Consider the following 18,150-nt stretch of genomic DNA (forward strand, 5'->3'; position numbering starts at 1 on the left):
GGTGCTTCCACGCCACGTGACACTGGGTGTCACGGTTCGTCGGGGAAGCGCCATCACCAGCAAATCTCTCTTCCGCCGTTGTGGCGGACCACCGCCCCGGCTTCGCCAGAGCAAGGACCGAAGCCGGACAGCACAACCGGTCGCCGAGCCAGACAGGCCGACGTCCGCTCCAGGGAAGGACCCTTCGTGAGCGACACCACCGATCTGATGGGCGCACGTGTCGAGGAGACCGCTGCCGCGCCCGCCACGGACGCCTCCGCGCCTGCCACCGGTGCCGGCTCCCGGCGGCGCCGCGGTACCGGCCTCGAGGGCATGGTGCTGGCCGAGCTCCAGCAGGTCGCATCAGGCCTCGGCATCAGGGGCACCGCGCGGATGCGCAAGAGCCAGCTGATCGAGGTCATCAAGGAGGCGCAGGCCGCCGGAGGCTCCGCCCCGGCGAAGGCCGACGCCCCGGCCGCCGAGACCAAGCCCAAGCGCCGCGCCGCCGTCAAGCGCACCGGCGAGGACGCCGCCGAGAAGAAGGCGGACGCCGCCCCCAAGGCCGAGGCCCCCGCCGAGAAGGCCGTGGCCCAGCAGCAGATCGAGATCCCCGGCCAGCCGGCCAGCAACGACGCTCCCGTCGAGCGCCGCCGTCGCCGTGCCACCGCCGACGCGGGCAGCCCGACGGCCTCCGGCGCCGAGACCGTCGTCGCCGAGGCCAAGGCCGAGCCCAAGGCCGAGACGCCCGCGCAGCCGCAGGCCGAGGCCCGCATCGCCGAGGCCGGCGAGGCCGACGGCCGCCGCCAGGGCCGCCGTGAGCGGGGCGACCGCGGTGACCGCGGCCGTGACCGTGGCGACCGCGGCGACCGCGGCGACCGCCGTGGCAAGGGCGACGACCAGCAGGGCGGCCAGCAGCAGCGCGGCCAGCAGACCCAGCAGCAGAGCCGGCCGGACCGCAACGCCGGTCCGCAGGACGACGACGAGTTCGGCGACGGCCGCCGTGGCCGCCGTGGCCGCTACCGGGACCGCCGTGGCCGCCGCGGCCGCGACGAGATCGGCACCGCCGAGCCGCAGCTCGCCGACGACGACGTCCTGATCCCCGTCGCGGGCATCCTCGACATCCTCGACAACTACGCGTTCATCCGGACCTCCGGCTACCTGCCCGGCCCGAACGACGTGTACGTCTCCCTCGCCCAGGTCCGCAAGAACGGCCTGCGCAAGGGCGACCACATCACCGGCGCGGTCCGCCAGCCCAAGGAAGGCGAGCGGCGCGAGAAGTTCAACGCGCTGGTCCGCCTGGACTCCGTCAACGGCATGGCGCCCGAACACGGCCGTGGCCGCCCGGAGTTCAACAAGCTGACCCCGCTCTACCCGCAGGACCGCCTCCGTCTGGAGACGGACCCGGGCGTGCTGACCACCCGGATCATCGACCTCGTGTCGCCGATCGGCAAGGGCCAGCGCGGTCTGATCGTGGCCCCGCCGAAGACCGGCAAGACCATGATCATGCAGGCGATCGCCAACGCGATCACGCACAACAACCCCGAGTGCCACCTGATGGTCGTCCTGGTCGACGAGCGTCCGGAAGAGGTCACCGACATGCAGCGGTCGGTCAAGGGCGAGGTCATCTCCTCGACCTTCGACCGCCCGGCCGAGGACCACACCACGGTCGCCGAGCTCGCCATCGAGCGCGCCAAGCGTCTGGTGGAGCTGGGTCACGACGTCGTCGTGCTGCTCGACTCGATCACGCGTCTGGGCCGTGCGTACAACCTCGCCGCCCCGGCCTCCGGCCGCATCCTGTCCGGTGGTGTCGACTCGACCGCCCTGTACCCGCCGAAGCGCTTCTTCGGTGCGGCCCGCAACATCGAGGACGGCGGCTCGCTGACCATCCTCGCCACCGCGCTGGTGGACACCGGGTCCCGCATGGACGAGGTGATCTTCGAGGAGTTCAAGGGCACCGGCAACATGGAGCTCAAGCTCGACCGGAAGCTCGCCGACAAGCGCATCTTCCCGGCGGTGGACGTCGACGCGTCCGGCACCCGCAAGGAGGAGATCCTGCTCGGTGCCGAGGAGCTGGGCATCGTGTGGAAGCTGCGCCGGGTGCTGCACGCGCTCGACCAGCAGCAGGCGATCGAACTGCTCCTCGACAAGATGAAGCAGACCAAGTCGAACGCCGAGTTCCTGATGCAGATCCAGAAGACGACCCCGTCGCCCGGAAACAACGACTGAGGTCACACTTCAGGCCGTACAGGCACCTCACGAAGGGCCGCTCCCGTAACCGGGGGCGGCCCTTCGGCATGTCGGTGGGCGTTGTTACGATCGCGCCCTTCGGTCGGCCGTTCGAGCCGGGACCGGAGCTCAGACTTCTGATCCCTAGGGGGGACTCGAGTGGGTACACCCACGTCCGGGAGCCGACGGCACAGACGACGGATACGCATCGCGCTGCCCGTCGCCGCGGCCGGTCTGGCCGCCGCCGTCGCCGGTGTGTTCGTGACGACGTCGGCGGGGGCGGCCACCGCGGCGCCGACGCCCGTGCACAGCACGCCCTCCACGTCCGAGCTCGAGGCACGCCTGTCGACCGCGCTCGCCGGCGACGACACCGCGGGGGAGACGTCCAAGGCGTCCCTCGGCGCCGGCACGAACAGCAGCTCCACCTCCGTCGACCCGAAGATCATCGGCGGTTCGACGACGACCATCACCACCGCGCCGTACATGGCGCAGCTCTGGTACGGCGACGACCGCGGCACCACCACGACCAGCGACGACATCGGCTTCTTCTGCGGGGGCGCGGTCATCGCCCCGACGAAGATCCTCACCGCCGCGCACTGTGTCGCCGGCTACAACTGGAAGGCGCACGGCACCGTCGTCACGGGCACCGCGCAGCTGCTGTCCGAGACGGCCGGTGGTGGCCTCGACCTGCACGGCGGCACCCTCAGCGGGGTCTGGCGGCAGTGGAACCACCCCTCGTACGACGACTACACCGTCGACAACGACCTCGCCGTCCTGACCCTGCCGAACGCGGTCACGGCGAAGCCGATCCCGATGACGACGGCCGGCGACACCGCGTCGTACAAGGCGGGTACCGAGGCGCAGGTCTTCGGCTGGGGCCGGACCAGTTCGACCAGCCAGGACATCTCCGACACCCTGAAGACGGCCACGCTGCCGATCCAGTCCGACGCCACCTGCTCCGCCAAGTACGGCAGCGAGTTCATCGCGAAGCACATGGTGTGCGCGGGCGATCCCGCCACCGGGTCGGACGACGGCACCACCTCCGCCTGCAACGGTGACTCCGGCGGCCCGCTCGTCGTCGGCGGCAAGGTCGTGGGCGTCGTCTCCTGGGGCGTGAAGAACTGCGTGGCGGCGGGCGCGTACAGCGTCTTCACCAAGCTCACCACGTACGTCTCCGCCGCCTCCCCGCGCGTCGACGACACCAACCTCAGCGGTGACCACAAGGCAGACCTCTTCGTACGCAACTCCTCCACGAAGACCGGCTACGAGCTGGACTCCAAGGGCACCTCGCTGGCCTCCCGGCAGTCCTGGGGCTCCTTCAGCGGCAAGAACCTCATCGTGCAGGCGGACCTCGACCGGGACGGCTACCAGGACCTGATCGTGCGCCGCGCGTCCGACGGCGACGTCTTCTGGAAGCACTACGTGCGCGCCACCAACAGCTGGGCGACCAAGCTGATCGGTGACAACTGGAAGACCCGGCTCGCGATCGTCGCCCCGGGGGACGTCACCGGCGACGCCCTTCCGGACGTGCTCTCCGTCGACTCCGCCGGCGTCCTGTGGATCTACCCGGGCAAGGGCAACGGCACGTTCGCCTCGCGGGTCAAGGTGAGCACCGGCTGGAACCAGTACAACGTCGTACGCGGTCACGGAGACCTCAGCAACGACGGCCGGGCCGACCTGCTCGCCCGCAACAAGAGCACCGGCGCGCTCTACCTCTACAAGGGCACCGGCAAGGCCGGCACGGGCGCCTTCTCGGCCCGCGTCAAGGTCCGCACCTGGAGCAACACGACGTACAACGCCTTCGACGCGGTCGGCGACGTCAACGGCGACGGCAAGGCCGACTTCCTGGCCCGTACGCCGGGCGGCACGCTCTATCTCTACAAGGGCACCGGAAAGGCCACGAGCGAGATCTTTGCCACAAGGGTGTCACTCGGTACCGGTTTCAAGCAGTACGACCTGTTCGGCTGAGTTCCGCCGAAAGCGCAGGTGGGCGGGGGCGCACCCCGCTCCGCTCCACACGCTCTGTGTCCGTTCAGCCACTGATCGGGCACAGAGCGTTGTGCAACCCTGTCCCGAGTTTCCCCGTCCGACCAGGCGGGGCGACCATGGTGAGGATGCACGAGAACAGAGGAGCACATGTCCGCCGAGCACACGCCGGAGCCCGGCATACCGGGTGAGACCGGCCCGACGGGTGAGAACGACAGCGGCCCGAGGCACCGCAGACAGCGGAGCCGGCGCAAGGGGCTGCTGATCACGGCGTGGACGGCCGCCGGCATCGTCGCCCTGGGCGGCACCGGCGCGGGCTATCTGTACTTCAAGCTCAACGGCAACATCAAGAGCGTCGACATCGACCAGGCCCTCGGCACCGACCGGCCCACGAAGGCCGACAACGGCTCGGAGAACATCCTGGTCCTCGGTTCGGACACCCGCTCCGGTTCCAACCGCAAGCTCGGCGGCGGCACCGACGACGGCAGCGCCCGCTCCGACACCGCGATGATCATCCATGTGTACGAGGGCCACAAGCGGGCCAGTGTCGTCTCCCTCCCGCGCGACACCCTCATCGACCGGCCGGCGTGCACCGACACCCAGGGCGTCCGGCACGACGCGGCGAACGGCGTGATGTTCAACTCGGCGTACACCACGGGCGGCGCCGCCTGCGCCGTGAAGACCGTCGAGTCGATCAGCGGTCTGCGGATGGACCACTACCTCGAGGTCGACTTCTCCGGCTTCGAGAAGCTGATCGACGAGCTGGGCGGGGTCCAGGTCACCACCACCAAGGCGATCGACGACACCGAGAGCCACCTCGAGCTCAAGGCCGGCACCCACACGCTCACCGGCAAGCAGGCCCTCGGTCTGGTCCGCACCCGGCACGGCGTCGGCGACGGCTCCGACCTCGGGCGCATCCAGCTCCAGCAGGCGTTCATCAAGGCGCTGGTCACCCAGGTCAAGCACGTCGGCCTGTTCACCAGCCCGAAGAGGCTGTACGACCTCGCGGACACCGCGACGAAGGCCGTCACCACCGACTCCGACCTCGGCACGGTCAACGCGCTGATGTCCTTCGTCAACGGCCTCAAGGGGATCAGCGCGTCGAAGATGCACATGGTGACCATGCCGGTCCGCTACGACCCCGCCGACCCCAACCGCGTCGTCGTCCTGCAGAACAAGGCCCAGCAGGTCTGGACGGCCCTGAAGAACGACGAGCCGATCCCGGCGGCGGCGACGAAGGGCAACGCCACCGGGGAGGCGGCGGGGGTCGTGACGTCGTAGGCCGGGTGCGGGTGCGTCGTGGCCGTTCGCGCACAGACGGCCCGCAGGGAATAGACAAGCTCACCCCCCGGTTTTGGGGGATGGCGCCAGTCCTGGCAGACTGGTACGTCGGCTCCGGTTCACGTTTCCGTATCCAGCGGCAGCGACCCGGCGCCCTCCCGAAACTAGGAGACACCTTGAAGCGCGAGATCCACCCCGAGTACGTCGAGACGCAGGTCAGCTGCACCTGTGGCGCCTCGTTCACCACCCGCAGCACGATCGGCAGCGGTGCCATCCGCGCCGACGTCTGCTCCGAGTGCCACCCGTTCTACACGGGCAAGCAGAAGATCCTCGACACCGGTGGCCGTGTGGCCCGCTTCGAGGCCCGCTTCGGCAAGGCTGCCGCCGGCTCCAAGAAGTAGCGAGCCCTTTTTCGCCGGTCCACGGCCGTGCCCCAGCCCGGGGTGCGCCGGGACCGGCGTTTTTGGTCGTTCGCCTTCATCCACGCCACAGCATTTCAGGAGCCCATCATGTTCGAGGCAGTCGAGGAGTTGGTCGGTGAGCACGCCGACCTGGAGAAGAAGCTCGCCGACCCGTCGGTCTTCGCCGACCAGGCCAACGCGCGCAAGCTGAACAAGCGCTACGCCGAGCTCACCCCGATCGTCGCCACGTACCGCTCCTGGAAGCAGACCGGCGACGACATCGAGACCGCGCGCGAGTTCGCCGCCGCCGACCCCGACTTCGCCGCCGAGGCCAAGGTGCTGGACAAGCAGCGCGAGGAACTGACCGAGAAGCTGCGGCTGCTGCTCGTGCCCCGGGACCCGTCCGACGACAAGGACGTCATCCTGGAGATCAAGGCCGGCGCCGGCGGCGACGAGTCCGCGCTGTTCGCGGGCGACCTGCTGCGCATGTACCTGCGGTACGCCGAGCGTGTCGGCTGGAAGACCGAGATCATCGACGCCACCGAGTCCGAGCTGGGCGGCTACAAGGACGTCCAGGTCGCGGTGAAGACCAAGGGCGGCCAGGGCGCGACGGAGCCCGGGCAGGGCGTCTGGGCGCGGCTGAAGTACGAGGGCGGCGTGCACCGGGTGCAGCGCGTGCCGGCGACCGAGTCGCAGGGCCGGATCCACACCTCGGCGGCCGGTGTCCTGGTGACCCCCGAGGCGGAGGAGGTCGACGTCGAGATCAACCCGAACGATCTCCGCATCGACGTGTACCGGTCGTCCGGCCCGGGTGGCCAGTCCGTCAACACCACCGACTCCGCGGTGCGCATCACGCACATTCCCACCGGAGTCGTCGCCTCCTGCCAGAACGAGAAGAGCCAGTTGCAGAACAAGGAGCAGGCGATGCGTATCCTGCGCTCCAGGCTCCTCGCCGCGGCGCAGGAGGAGGCGGAGCGGGAGGCCGCCGACGCCCGCCGCAGCCAGGTCCGCACCGTCGACCGCTCCGAGAAGATCCGCACGTACAACTTCCCGGAGAACCGCATCTCGGACCACCGCGTCGGCTTCAAGTCGTACAACCTGGACCAGGTCCTGGACGGCGACCTCGACGCGGTGATCCAGGCCTGCGTCGACGCGGACTCGGCCGCCAAACTCGCCGCCGCGTAACAACGGCACGTACGAGTACCACCACGGAGGACTTGCGTGAACCTGCTGCTCTCGGAGGTGGCCCAGGCCACCCAGCGGCTGGCCGACGCCGGCGTGCCCTCGCCGCGCAACGACGCGGAGGAGCTCGCCGCGTTCGTGCACGGCGTGAAGCGCGGTGGGCTGCACTCCGTGAAGGACTCCGACTTCGACGCCCGCTACTGGGAGGTCATCGCCCGGCGCGAGCAGCGCGAGCCGCTCCAGCACATCACCGGGCGGGCCTACTTCCGCTATCTGGAGCTCCAGGTCGGCCCCGGCGTCTTCGTGCCGCGTCCCGAGACCGAGTCGGTCGTCGGGTGGGCCATAGACGCCGTACGGGCCATGGACGTCGTGGAGCCGTGCATCGTCGACCTGTGCACCGGCTCCGGCGCCATCGCGCTCGCCCTCGCCCAGGAGGTGCCGCGCTCCAGCGTGCACGCCGTGGAGCTGTCCGAGGACGCCCTGGTGTGGACCCGCAAGAACATGGAGGGCTCCCGCGTCGACCTGCGCCAGGGCAACGCCCTGGACGCCTTCCGCGACCTCGACGGGCAGGTCGACCTGGTCGTCTCCAACCCGCCGTACATCCCGCTGACCGAATGGGAGTACGTCGCTCCCGAGGCGCGGGACTACGACCCGGACATGGCGCTGTTCTCCGGCGAGGACGGCCTCGACCTGATCCGGGGCCTGGAACGCACCGCGCACCGCCTGCTCCGCCCGGGCGGTGTCGTCGTCATCGAGCACGCCGACACCCAGGGCGGCCAGGTGCCGTGGATCTTCACCGAGGAGCGGGGCTGGGCCGACGCGGCCGACCACCCGGACCTCAACAACCGCCCCCGCTTCGCGACCGCCCGCCGGGCGATGCCGTGAACCCCGCGAACACCGCTCACGTGAACACCCATCTGACTTCTGTCCAGCAGTACGTGCACGAGGAGGCCCGCTAGACATGGCTCGGCGATACGACACCAACGACGCGACCGACCGCGTGACCGGTCTGCGCGAGGCCGCGTCCGCCGTCCGCCGGGGCGAGCTCGTGGTCCTTCCGACCGACACGGTGTACGGCATCGGCGCCGACGCGTTCTCCAAGGAGGCCGTGGGCGATCTGCTCGAGGCCAAGGGCCGGGGACGCAACATGCCCACGCCCGTCCTCATCGGCTCCCCGAACACCCTGCACGGCCTGGTCACGGACTTCTCCGAGCTGGCCTGGGAACTGGTCGACGCGTTCTGGCCGGGCGCGCTGACGCTCGTCGCCAAGCACCAGCCGTCGCTGCAGTGGGACCTGGGCGACACCCGCGGCACGGTCGCCGTGCGGATGCCGCTGCACCCGGTCGCCATCGAGCTGCTGACCGAGGTCGGCCCCATGGCGGTCTCCTCCGCCAACCTCACCGGACACCCGGCGCCGGAGAACTGCGACTACGCCCAGGAGATGCTCGGCGACTCCGTCTCCGTCTACCTCGACGGCGGGCCGACCCCCGGGAACGTCCCGTCCTCGATCGTCGACGTCAGCCGCGAGATCCCGCTGCTGCTGCGCGAGGGGGCGATCACGGCCGACGAGCTGAGGAAGGTCGTACCCGACCTCGAGGTGGCGAATTGACAGCCCCTGACGCGGGGCGTGGCATAGGCAACGGGGAACGCGCCGCGGAGATCACGACGACCTTCGTCGGACTTCCGCGCGACACCTTCCGCATCCTCCACGTCAGCACCGGCAATGTCTGCCGCTCACCCATCACCGAGCGGCTGACCCGGCATTTCCTGTCGCAGCGGCTCGGGGTGCTGGGCGGCGGGATGATCGTGGAGAGCGCGGGCACCTGGGGCCACGAGGGCGCGCCGATGGAGGCCAACGCGGAGACCGTGCTGGCCGACTTCGGCGCGGACCCCTCCGGCTTCACCGGCCGGGAGCTGCTCGACGAGCACGTCATCATGGCCGACCTCGTCCTGACCGCGACCCGCGACCACCGCGCCCAGGTCATCTCCATGGGGCACTCCGCGGGCCTGCGCACCTTCACGCTGAAGGAGTTCACCCGCCTGGTGAACGCGATCGACCCGGCCACCCTCCCCCCACTGGACGAGGGAGTCGTCCGCCGCGCCCGCGCCCTGGTCCGCGCCGCCGCCGCCCTGCGCGGCTGGCTGCTGGCCCCGACCCTGGAGGCGGACGAGGTCTACGACCCCTACGGCGCGCCCCTGCCGTTCTTCCGCTCCATCGGCGACGAGATACACCAGGCCCTGGACCCGGTGGTGACAGCCCTGACAGGCGTCCCGGCGCGAGCCTGAGGCAGGGCCGGGCGACCCGCTGAACGGAGCCCGCCACGCGTCCCGCCGCCGGTGAGGCCCGCCGGGGCCGGGTGGTGCGGGGGGTGTGTCTGGGGATGGTCCCGCTGGTGTCGGTGCTGACGTGCGTCCCGGCGCGAGCCTGAGGCGGGACGAGGGCGGCCCGGTGGGCGGGGCCCGCCGCAGTGTCCCGCAGCCCGGGAGGTCCGCCGGGCGCGTCGGGGATTGGCTCCGGTGGTGACAGCCCTGACGTGCGTCCCGGCGCGGGTCTGAGACGGGGCCGGGCGGCCCGCTGGACGGAGCCCGCCACGCGTCCCGCCGCCGGTGAGGCCCGCCGGGGCCGGGTGGTGCGGGGGGTGTGTCTGGGGATGGTCCTGGTGGTGTCGGTGCTGACGTGCGTCCCGGTGTGGACCTGAGGCGGGGCGAGGGCGGCCCGCTGGACGGAGCCCGCCGCGCGTCCCGCTGACCGGGAGGCCCGTCGGGGATTGGTCCCGGTGGTGACAGCCCTGGCGGGCGTCCCGGCGCGGGCCTGCGGGTGGCCCGGTGGGGGGAGTTCGCCGCGCGTCCCGCTGACCGGGAGGCCCGTCGGGGATTGGTTCCGGTGGTGACAGCCCTGGCGGGCGTCCCGGCGCGGGCCTGCGGGTGGCCCGGTGGGCGGAGTTCGCCGTGCGTCCCGTTGCCCGGGGGTGTGTCCGGGGGTGGTTCCGGTGGTGTCGGTGCCGGCGGGTGTGCCGGGCTGGATGTCGCCGTGGGCGGGGCGGGCCTACATTGGTCGTACGGCAGCGTCGACGTCCCGGAGTCCGTCATGTCGGTCACCCCTGTATCTGCTGCGGCCGCCGATGCCGATGTGCTGCGGCGGCACGATCCCGAGATGGCCGAGGTCCTGCTCGGTGAGGCGACGCGGCAGGCGTCGACGCTCCAGCTGATCGCCGCCGAGAACTTCTGCTCCCCGGCCGTACTGGCCGCGCTGGGCTCGCCGCTCGCCAACAAGTACGCCGAGGGCTATCCGGGCGCCCGCCACCACGGGGGCTGCGAGATCGTCGACGTCGCGGAGCGGCTCGCGGTGGAGCGGGCGAAGCGGCTGTTCGGGGCCGAGCACGCCAATGTGCAGTCCCATTCCGGGTCGTCGGCCGTGCTGGCCGCCTACGCGGCCCTGCTGCGGCCCGGGGACACCGTGCTCGCCCTGGGGCTGACCTACGGCGGTCATCTCACCCACGGCTCGCCCTCGAACTTCTCCGGGCGCTGGTTCGACTTCGTCCCGTACGGGGTGGACGCGGAGACCGGGCTGATCGACCACGAGCAGGTGCGGACGCTGGCCCGCAGCCACCGGCCCAAGGCGATCGTGTGCGGGTCGATCTCCTACCCGCGCCATGTCGACCACGCCTTCTTCCGGGCCGTGGCCGACGAGGTGGGCGCCTATCTGATCGCCGACGCCGCCCACCCCATCGGCCTGGTCGCCGGGGGAGCGGCGCCCTCTCCCGTGCCGTACGCCGACATCGTCTGCGCCACCACGCACAAGGTGCTGCGGGGCCCGCGCGGCGGGATGCTGCTGTGCGGGAGCGAACTGGCGGAGCGGGTCGACCGGGCGGTTTTCCCGTTCACCCAGGCCGGCGCGCAGATGCACACGATCGCCGCGAAGGCGGTCGCGTTCGGCGAGGCGTCGACGGAGGCGTTCGCGACGTACGCCCATCAGGTCGTCGCCAACGCACGGGTGCTCGCGGCCCGGCTCGCGCAGGAGGGGCTGGCCGTGACGACCGGCGGCACCGACACCCACCTCATCACCGCCGACCCGGCGCCCCTGGGCGTCGACGGGCGTTCCGCGCGCGGACTGCTCGCGGCCGCCGGGATCGTCCTGGACTGCTGTGCGCTGCCCCACGCCGAGGTGCGCGGCCTGCGGCTCGGTACGGCCGCGGTGACCACGCAGGGCATGCGGGAGGAGGAGATGGCCGGGGTCGGGGCGCTGATCGGCGGCGTGCTGCGCGGCCGGGTCGAGGCCAAGCGGGCCCGCGATGAGGTACGGGAACTGGCCGCGGCGTTCCCGCCGTATCCCGGCTGAGGGACACGGAACCGGCCAACTTCATGCGTACCGGCGGGGAAACGGGGTACGCGCGCTGTCACAAAACGCCCCCGTGCACCCACGCACACAGCCACACGTGCAACCATCGTCGCTACCCGGCAGTCCCCACACATATGCGCCGTGTGTGCGTCGATCGCTAGGGTGTGGGGCTGAGATGGCCAGCGAGACCTGTGGGGAAGCCTGTGCGTGAATACCTGCTGACGCTCTGCATCACGGCCGCGGTGACGTATCTGCTGACCGGGCCGGTACGGAAGTTCGCGATCGTGGCAGGCGCGATGCCGGAGATCAGGGCCCGTGACGTGCACCGGGAACCCACTCCGCGGCTCGGCGGGATCGCCATGTTCTTCGGGCTGTGCGCGGGGCTGCTGGTCGCGGACCACCTCACCAACCTCAACGGGGTCTTCGAGAAGTCGAACGAGCCGCGCGCCCTGCTCTCGGGGGCCGCGCTGATCTGGCTGATCGGCGTCCTGGACGACAAGTTCGAGATCGACGCGCTGCTGAAGCTGGGCGGCCAGATGATCGCCGCGGGCGTGATGGTCATGCAGGGTCTGACGATCCTGTGGCTGCCGATCCCGACGGTCGGCACGGTCGCGCTGACCCAGTGGCAGGGCACCCTGCTGACGGTGGCGCTGGTGGTCATCACCATCAACGCCGTGAACTTCGTGGACGGCCTCGACGGTCTCGCGGCCGGCATGGTGTGCATCGCCGCCGCCGCGTTCTTCATGTACACGTACCGCATCTGGTACTCGTACGGCATCGAGGCCGCCGCCCCCGCGACCCTGTTCGCGGCCATCCTGATGGGCATGTGCCTGGGCTTCCTGCCGCACAACATGCACCCCGCGCGGATCTTCATGGGCGACTCGGGCTCGATGCTGATCGGCCTGGTGCTGGCGGCGGGCGCGATCTCCGTCACCGGCAACGTCGACCCGGACAACCTCTTCGGCGGCTCCGAGCGCTCCACCGTGCACCAGATGGTGCCGGTCTACATCCCGCTGCTGATGCCGCTGACGATCATCGCCATCCCGGCCGCCGACCTGATCCTGGCGATCGTGCGCCGCACCTGGCGCGGTCAGTCGCCGTTCGCCGCGGACCGCGGGCATCTGCACCACCGGCTGCTGGAGATCGGCCACTCGCACAGCCGGGCGGTGCTGATCATGTACTTCTGGTCGGGGCTGATCGCGTTCGGCGCGCTCGCCTACTCCGTCAACGCGGCGTCCATGTGGATCGTCCTCGGGGTGGTGTTCCTCAGCGCGCTCGGTCTGGTGCTGCTCCTGCTGCCGCGTTTCACCCCGCGTGCGCCGCGCTGGGCGGAGGCCTTCGTGCCGCCGCGCTACCGCCGCCGCCGGTCCGCCGAACTGGCCGCGGAGGCCGCGCTGGCCGCCGCCGAGGGGGCCGAGCCGCAGCCGCGTACGCCCGTGGCGGTCGGGGTCTCCGGGGTCAACGGAGCGACCGCGGTGGGCTCCCGTTCACGGTCGGCAAGGTAAGAATCTGACTAGAGCATTGCCAAGTCGTGGGGGAAGCGGGCGGGGGCAAAGCTCCCCAATATCAGACAACTCGGCGCTGTTCTTGCACAGACGCGCACTGTCACTCTCATGTGTGACAGCGGGCACACCATCCAGGTAAAGACCTCATCAAATAGTTTGTGATACGGTTCACGAGAACCCCGAACACAGCCGAAGGACCGTAGTGCGACGGCCCCTTGGCGCGAGGTAGGCGTGAGGTCTTTCGCCCCTCGAACCGGGACTACGCTCGTCCATGACGACACCCTGCCCCCATTGAAAGCGGAGTTGCCGCCATGCCGTCCAACGACGTCCGGATCCTGGCCCAGGCCGCCGTGCCCACAGCTGCCGCCGGCGCGATCGCAGCCGTCGTCAGCGGCGTGGTCGCGGGCGGTAAGGGGGCCATCGGCGCCGTCGTCGGCACGGTCATCGTGATCGCGTTCATGGGAATCGGCCTCTACGTCCTGCAGCGCACCGCCAAATCACTTCCGCAGCTGTTCCAGATGATGGGCCTGATGCTCTACGCGGCGCAGATCCTGCTGCTGTTCATCTTCATGGCTGCGTTCAAGAACACGACGCTGTTCAACCCCCGCGCCTTCGCCATCACGCTCGTCGTCGCCACGATCGCCTGGATCGCCGCGCAGACCCGTGCGCACATGAAGGCCAAGATCCTTTACGTCGAACCCGATTCGGGCGCCAAGCCCGAAAAATCGGGGCACTCGTCGTGAGGGGTAGGGCCGGGATAAAGACGTCTGAGATCTCCTGCTATCGTCCGGTGCCAACTGCGGCATCGCGGGCGCGGGCATCCCAGCTGACGCCTGCTCAAGCGCGAGGCGAGATGCCCCACAGCCGCCCTCACATCCGAAACACCAGTCCCGTGCCGAAACGCGGCCGTACGCCGCGCCGACACAACGAGGTTGCCGTACCTATGCGCCACGACGAAGGAGCCCGCGGTGAGTGCTGACCCGACGCAGGTGCTCGCTTTCGAGACCGACTGCCACCTGTTCGACGGTTGTGGCTTCCCGGCTCCGGGCCTGCACTCGTTCCTGTTCGAGCCGCTCTTCGGCGATGCGGACGGCAACTCGTACTTCAACAAGACGATGCTGCTGGCCCTGCTGGGCTCGATCATCATCGTCGGCTTCTTCTGGGCCGCCTTCGCCCGCCCGAAGGTCGTCCCCGGCAAGCTCCAGATGGTCGCCGAGGCCGGCTACGACTTCGTCCGCCGCGGCGTCGTCTACGAGACGATCGGAAAGAAGGAGGGCGAGAAGTACGTACCGCTGGTCGTCTCGCTGTTCTTCTTCGTCTGGATGATGAACCTCTGGTCGATCATCCCGATCGCCCAGTTCCCGGTCACCGCGATCATCTCGTACCCCGCGGCCCTCGCCGGCATCGTCTACATCCTGTGGGTCTCCCTGACCTTCAAGCGCCACGGCTTCGTCGGCGCCTGGAAGAACTTCAGCGGTTACGACAAGTCCCTCGGCGCGGTCCTGCCGATGGTCATGTTCCTCGAACTCCTCTCGAACCTCATCGTGCGGCCGTTCACCCATGCCGTCCGACTCTTCGCGAACATGTTCGCCGGTCACACGCTGCTGCTGCTCTTCACGATCGCCAGCTGGTACATGCTCAACGGCATCGGCATCGCCTACTCCGGCGTCTCGTTCGTGATGGTCATCGTCATGACGGCCTTCGAGCTGTTCATCCAGGCCGTGCAGGCGTACGTCTTCGTCCTGCTGACCTGCACCTTCATCCAGGGCGCGCTCGCCGAGCACCACTGAGCCAGCCCGACCCCCCATAGACATCCGGTGGCCAACCCCCACCGGTCCTTGAAAGAGAAGGAAGAACCGGCATGTCCGCTCTCCAGACCCTTGCAGCCGGCGTCGAGATCAAGGGCAACCTCGGCTCGATCGGCTACGGCCTCGCGGCGATCGGCCCGGGCGTCGGCGTCGGCATCATCTTCGGTAACGGCACCCAGGCGCTCGCCCGTCAGCCCGAGGCTGCCGGTCTGATCCGCGCCAACCAGATCCTCGGCTTCGCCTTCTGTGAGGCGCTCGCCCTCATCGGTCTGGTCATGCCGTTCGTCTACCCGACCTCCTGATCCGTCGGACCGCCCCTTTCGACGAAAGGCACTGATATGAGCCCCCTGGTTCAGCTGGCGGCTGAGGAAGCGGAAAACCCGCTCATCCCGCCGATTCCGGAGCTCGTGATCGGCCTGATCGCCTTCGTCATCGTCTTCGGCTTCCTCGCCAAGAAGCTCCTCCCGAACATCAACAAGGTTCTGGAAGAGCGTCGCGAGCAGATCGAGGGCGGTATCGAGAAGGCCGAGGCCGCTCAGACCGAGGCCCAGAGCGTGCTCGAGCAGTACAAGGCTCAGCTCGCCGAGGCCCGCCACGAGGCCGCGCGCCTGCGCCAGGAGGCTCAGGAGCAGGGCGCCACGCTCATCGCGGAGATGCGCGCGGAAGGCCAGCGGCAGCGCGAGGAGATCATCGCCGCCGGTCACACCCAGATCGAGGCCGACCGCAAGGCCGCCGCGTCCGCGCTGCGTCAGGACGTCGGCAAGCTCGCCACCGAACTGGCCGGCAAGCTCGTCGGCGAGTCCCTCGAGGACCACGCCCGCCAGAGCCGCGTCATCGACCGCTTCCTCGACGAGCTTGAGGAGAAGGCCGAGGCGTCGCGATGAACGGAGCGAGCCGCGAGGCCCTGGCAGCCGCACGTGAGCGTCTCGACGCGCTGACGGACTCCACGTCCGTGGACGCGGCGCGGCTCGCCGACGAGCTGGCGGCCGTCACCGCGCTGCTCGACCGCGAGGTGTCGCTGCGTCGGGTCCTCACCGACCCGGCGCAGGCCGCAGAGGCCAAGGCCGAGCTGGCCCAGCGCCTGCTCGGCTCCCAGGTCAGCGGCACCACCGCCGACCTGGTGGCCGGCCTGGTGCGGTCCCGCTGGTCGCAGTCGCGCGACCTGGTGGACGCCCTGGAGGAGCTGGCGAACATCGCCGACCTCACCGCCGCGCAGAAGACCGGCGCGCTCGACGACGTCGAGGACGAGCTGTTCCGCTTCGGGCGGATCGTCTCCTCCAACACCGAGCTGCGCGCCGCGCTGACCGACCGGAAGGCCACCGCCTCGGCCAAGGGCGAGCTGCTGCGCAGCCTGCTCGGCAGCCGTGCCGACGCGGCCACCGTTCGACTGGTGACGCGCCTTGTGACCGCTCCGCGGGGACGTAGCCTGGAAGCGGGACTCGAGTCCCTGTCCAAGCTCGCCGCCGAGCGCCGCGATCGTGTCGTGGCCGTCGTCACGTCGGCCGTGCCGCTGAGCGACCCGCAGAAGCGACGCCTCGGCGCCGCCCTCGCGAAGCTCTACGGGCGCCAGATGCACCTCAACCTCGACGTGGACCCCGACGTCGTCGGCGGGATCCGGGTGCAGGTCGGTGACGAGGTGATCAACGGCTCCCTCGCGGACCGCATCGAGGACGCCGCCCGCCGCATGGCGAGCTAGCAGCACCGCAACAACGCAGCAGTACGTACGCAAGCGGCCCTGGTTGGGCCGTGCAGAGGATTCACCTCTTTCAGGGGGGAGTCCGGGAGTTTAGGCATCCCCCCAAAGTGAAACTTCGGGCCCAACAAGGAGAGCAGGGAACCCAGATGGCGGAGCTCACGATCCGGCCGGAGGAGATCCGGGACGCGCTGGAGAACTTCGTCCAGTCGTACAAGCCGGACGCGGCCTCGCGCGAGGAGGTCGGTACGGTCACCCTTGCCGGCGACGGCATCGCGAAGGTCGAGGGTCTCCCCTCGGCCATGGCCAACGAACTGCTGAAGTTCGAGGACGGCACCCTCGGCCTCGCGCTCAACCTCGAAGAGCGTGAGATCGGTGCCGTCGTCCTCGGCGAGTTCAGCGGCATCGAGGAGGGGCAGCCGGTCACCCGTACCGGCGAGGTCCTCTCCGTCGCGGTGGGCGAGGGCTACCTCGGCCGCGTCGTCGACCCGCTCGGCAACCCGATCGACGGCCTCGGCGAGATCGAGACGTCCGGCCGCCGCGCCCTGGAGCTTCAGGCTCCCGGCGTCATGGCCCGTAAGTCGGTGCACGAGCCGATGGAGACCGGCTACAAGGCCGTCGACGCGATGACCCCGATCGGCCGTGGCCAGCGCCAGCTGATCATCGGCGACCGCCAGACCGGCAAGACCGCCCTGGCCGTCGACACGATCATCAACCAGCGCGACAACTGGCGCTCCGGTGACGTGAACAAGCAGGTCCGCTGCGTCTACGTCGCCATCGGCCAGAAGGGCTCGACCATCGCCTCCGTGCGTGGCGCCCTCCAGGAGGCCGGCGCGCTGGAGTACACGACCATCGTCGCCGCCCCGGCGTCCGACCCGGCCGGCTTCAAGTACCTGGCGCCGTACACCGGCTCGGCCATCGGCCAGCAGTGGATGTACGAGGGCAAGCACGTCCTGATCATCTTCGACGACCTGTCGAAGCAGGCCGACGCCTACCGCGCCGTGTCGCTGCTGCTGCGCCGCCCGCCGGGCCGCGAGGCCTACCCCGGTGACGTCTTCTACCTGCACTCCCGTCTGCTGGAGCGCTGCGCGAAGCTCTCCGACGAGCTGGGCAAGGGCTCGATGACCGGTCTGCCGATCGTCGAGACCAAGGCCAACGACGTCTCGGCGTTCATCCCGACCAACGTCATCTCCATCACCGACGGCCAGTGCTTCCTGGAGTCGGACCTGTTCAACGCCGGTCAGCGCCCCGCGCTGAACGTCGGTATCTCCGTCTCCCGAGTCGGTGGTTCCGCGCAGCACAAGGCGATGAAGCAGGTCTCCGGCCGCCTCCGCCTCGACCTCGCCCAGTACCGCGAGCTGGAGGCGTTCGCCGCCTTCGGTTCCGACCTGGACGCCGCGTCGAAGTCCCAGCTGGAGCGTGGTCAGCGTCTGGTCGAGCTGCTCAAGCAGGCTCAGTACCAGCCGATGTCGACCGAGGACCAGGTCGTCTCCGTGTGGGCCGGTACCACCGGCAAGATGGACGACGTCCCGGTCGCCGACGTCCGCCGCTTCGAGAAGGAGCTCCTGGAGTACCTGCACCGCTCGGAGCAGGGCCTCATGACCTCCATCAAGGAGGGCGGCAAGATGTCGGACGACACCCTCACCGCTGTTGCCGACGCCATCGCCGACTTCAAGAAGCAGTTCGAGACCTCGGACGGCAAGCTTCTCGGCGAGGACGCCCCGGCCGCGGCCAAGTGACGTAAGGAAGG

17 protein-coding genes are annotated in these 18,150 nt (G+C 69.9%); all 17 read left to right on the forward strand.

Annotation, left to right across the window (positions count from 1 at the left end; translation table 11 throughout):
• The first annotated feature begins 186 nt into the window (after positions 1–186).
• The 17 genes from rho (at position 187) to atpA (ending at position 18,139) form a co-directional block, all read left to right on the forward strand.
• Positions 187–2,205: a transcription termination factor Rho gene (gene rho / locus ABZ490_RS34640; RefSeq protein ID WP_358999273.1), complete on the forward strand. Its 2,019-nt coding sequence runs from the start codon at positions 187–189 to the stop codon at positions 2,203–2,205.
• Between the two features lie 159 nt (positions 2,206–2,364).
• Positions 2,365–4,173 (forward strand): trypsin-like serine protease, encoded by a 1,809-nt coding sequence (locus ABZ490_RS34645; RefSeq protein WP_358999276.1) that lies wholly within the window; start codon positions 2,365–2,367, stop codon positions 4,171–4,173.
• Positions 4,174–4,341: 168 nt separating this feature from the next.
• Positions 4,342–5,472 carry an LCP family protein gene (locus ABZ490_RS34650; protein ID WP_358999279.1) on the forward strand — a complete coding sequence of 377 codons (1,131 nt, stop codon included), beginning with the start codon at positions 4,342–4,344 and terminating at the stop codon, positions 5,470–5,472.
• A 176-nt stretch (positions 5,473–5,648) separates the two neighbouring features.
• A complete protein-coding gene (gene rpmE / locus ABZ490_RS34655; protein ID WP_067247864.1) occupies positions 5,649–5,873 on the forward strand; it encodes a 50S ribosomal protein L31 in 225 nt (74 codons plus the stop codon).
• A 108-nt stretch (positions 5,874–5,981) separates the two neighbouring features.
• Positions 5,982–7,058 (forward strand): peptide chain release factor 1, encoded by a 1,077-nt coding sequence (prfA, locus tag ABZ490_RS34660; RefSeq protein WP_358999283.1) that lies wholly within the window; start codon positions 5,982–5,984, stop codon positions 7,056–7,058.
• Between the two features lie 36 nt (positions 7,059–7,094).
• The gene (gene prmC / locus ABZ490_RS34665; RefSeq protein ID WP_067247858.1) at positions 7,095–7,940 is read left to right on the forward strand and encodes a peptide chain release factor N(5)-glutamine methyltransferase; all 846 of its coding nucleotides are present in this window, start codon (positions 7,095–7,097) and stop codon (positions 7,938–7,940) included.
• A gap of 76 nt (positions 7,941–8,016) precedes the next feature.
• A complete protein-coding gene (locus tag ABZ490_RS34670) occupies positions 8,017–8,664 on the forward strand; it encodes an L-threonylcarbamoyladenylate synthase (RefSeq protein WP_055632548.1) in 648 nt (215 codons plus the stop codon).
• On the forward strand, positions 8,661–9,341 hold the full coding sequence (locus ABZ490_RS34675; protein ID WP_358999288.1) for a protein-tyrosine-phosphatase: 681 nt from the start codon (positions 8,661–8,663) through the stop codon (positions 9,339–9,341). The genes ABZ490_RS34670 and ABZ490_RS34675 overlap by 4 nt, the downstream gene beginning before the upstream one ends.
• A gap of 248 nt (positions 9,342–9,589) precedes the next feature.
• Positions 9,590–9,754: a hypothetical protein gene (locus ABZ490_RS34680; RefSeq protein ID WP_358999291.1), complete on the forward strand. Its 165-nt coding sequence runs from the start codon at positions 9,590–9,592 to the stop codon at positions 9,752–9,754.
• Between the two features lie 389 nt (positions 9,755–10,143).
• The gene (gene glyA / locus ABZ490_RS34685; protein ID WP_358999294.1) at positions 10,144–11,394 is read left to right on the forward strand and encodes a serine hydroxymethyltransferase; all 1,251 of its coding nucleotides are present in this window, start codon (positions 10,144–10,146) and stop codon (positions 11,392–11,394) included.
• Between the two features lie 203 nt (positions 11,395–11,597).
• Positions 11,598–12,899, forward strand: a complete 1,302-nt coding sequence (locus ABZ490_RS34690) for an MraY family glycosyltransferase (RefSeq protein WP_358999297.1) — start codon at positions 11,598–11,600, stop codon at positions 12,897–12,899.
• A gap of 311 nt (positions 12,900–13,210) precedes the next feature.
• Positions 13,211–13,642, forward strand: a complete 432-nt coding sequence (locus ABZ490_RS34695) for a hypothetical protein (protein ID WP_358999300.1) — start codon at positions 13,211–13,213, stop codon at positions 13,640–13,642.
• 225 nt (positions 13,643–13,867) lie between these two features.
• On the forward strand, positions 13,868–14,689 hold the full coding sequence (atpB, locus tag ABZ490_RS34700; RefSeq protein WP_358999303.1) for a F0F1 ATP synthase subunit A: 822 nt from the start codon (positions 13,868–13,870) through the stop codon (positions 14,687–14,689).
• Positions 14,690–14,760: 71 nt separating this feature from the next.
• The gene (locus ABZ490_RS34705; protein ID WP_030008695.1) at positions 14,761–15,009 is read left to right on the forward strand and encodes an ATP synthase subunit C; all 249 of its coding nucleotides are present in this window, start codon (positions 14,761–14,763) and stop codon (positions 15,007–15,009) included.
• 36 nt (positions 15,010–15,045) lie between these two features.
• Positions 15,046–15,591 carry a F0F1 ATP synthase subunit B gene (locus ABZ490_RS34710; protein ID WP_358999307.1) on the forward strand — a complete coding sequence of 182 codons (546 nt, stop codon included), beginning with the start codon at positions 15,046–15,048 and terminating at the stop codon, positions 15,589–15,591.
• Complete coding sequence (locus ABZ490_RS34715) at positions 15,588–16,403, forward strand: F0F1 ATP synthase subunit delta (protein WP_358999310.1); 816 nt, start codon at positions 15,588–15,590, stop codon at positions 16,401–16,403. Before ABZ490_RS34710 ends, ABZ490_RS34715 begins: the two co-directional genes overlap by 4 nt.
• A gap of 146 nt (positions 16,404–16,549) precedes the next feature.
• Positions 16,550–18,139, forward strand: a complete 1,590-nt coding sequence (gene atpA, locus ABZ490_RS34720) for a F0F1 ATP synthase subunit alpha (protein WP_358999313.1) — start codon at positions 16,550–16,552, stop codon at positions 18,137–18,139.
• Positions 18,140–18,150 lie beyond the last annotated feature (11 nt).

The organism is Streptomyces sp. NPDC005811 (assembly GCF_040630405.1).
Taxonomy (GTDB): domain Bacteria; phylum Actinomycetota; class Actinomycetes; order Streptomycetales; family Streptomycetaceae; genus Streptomyces.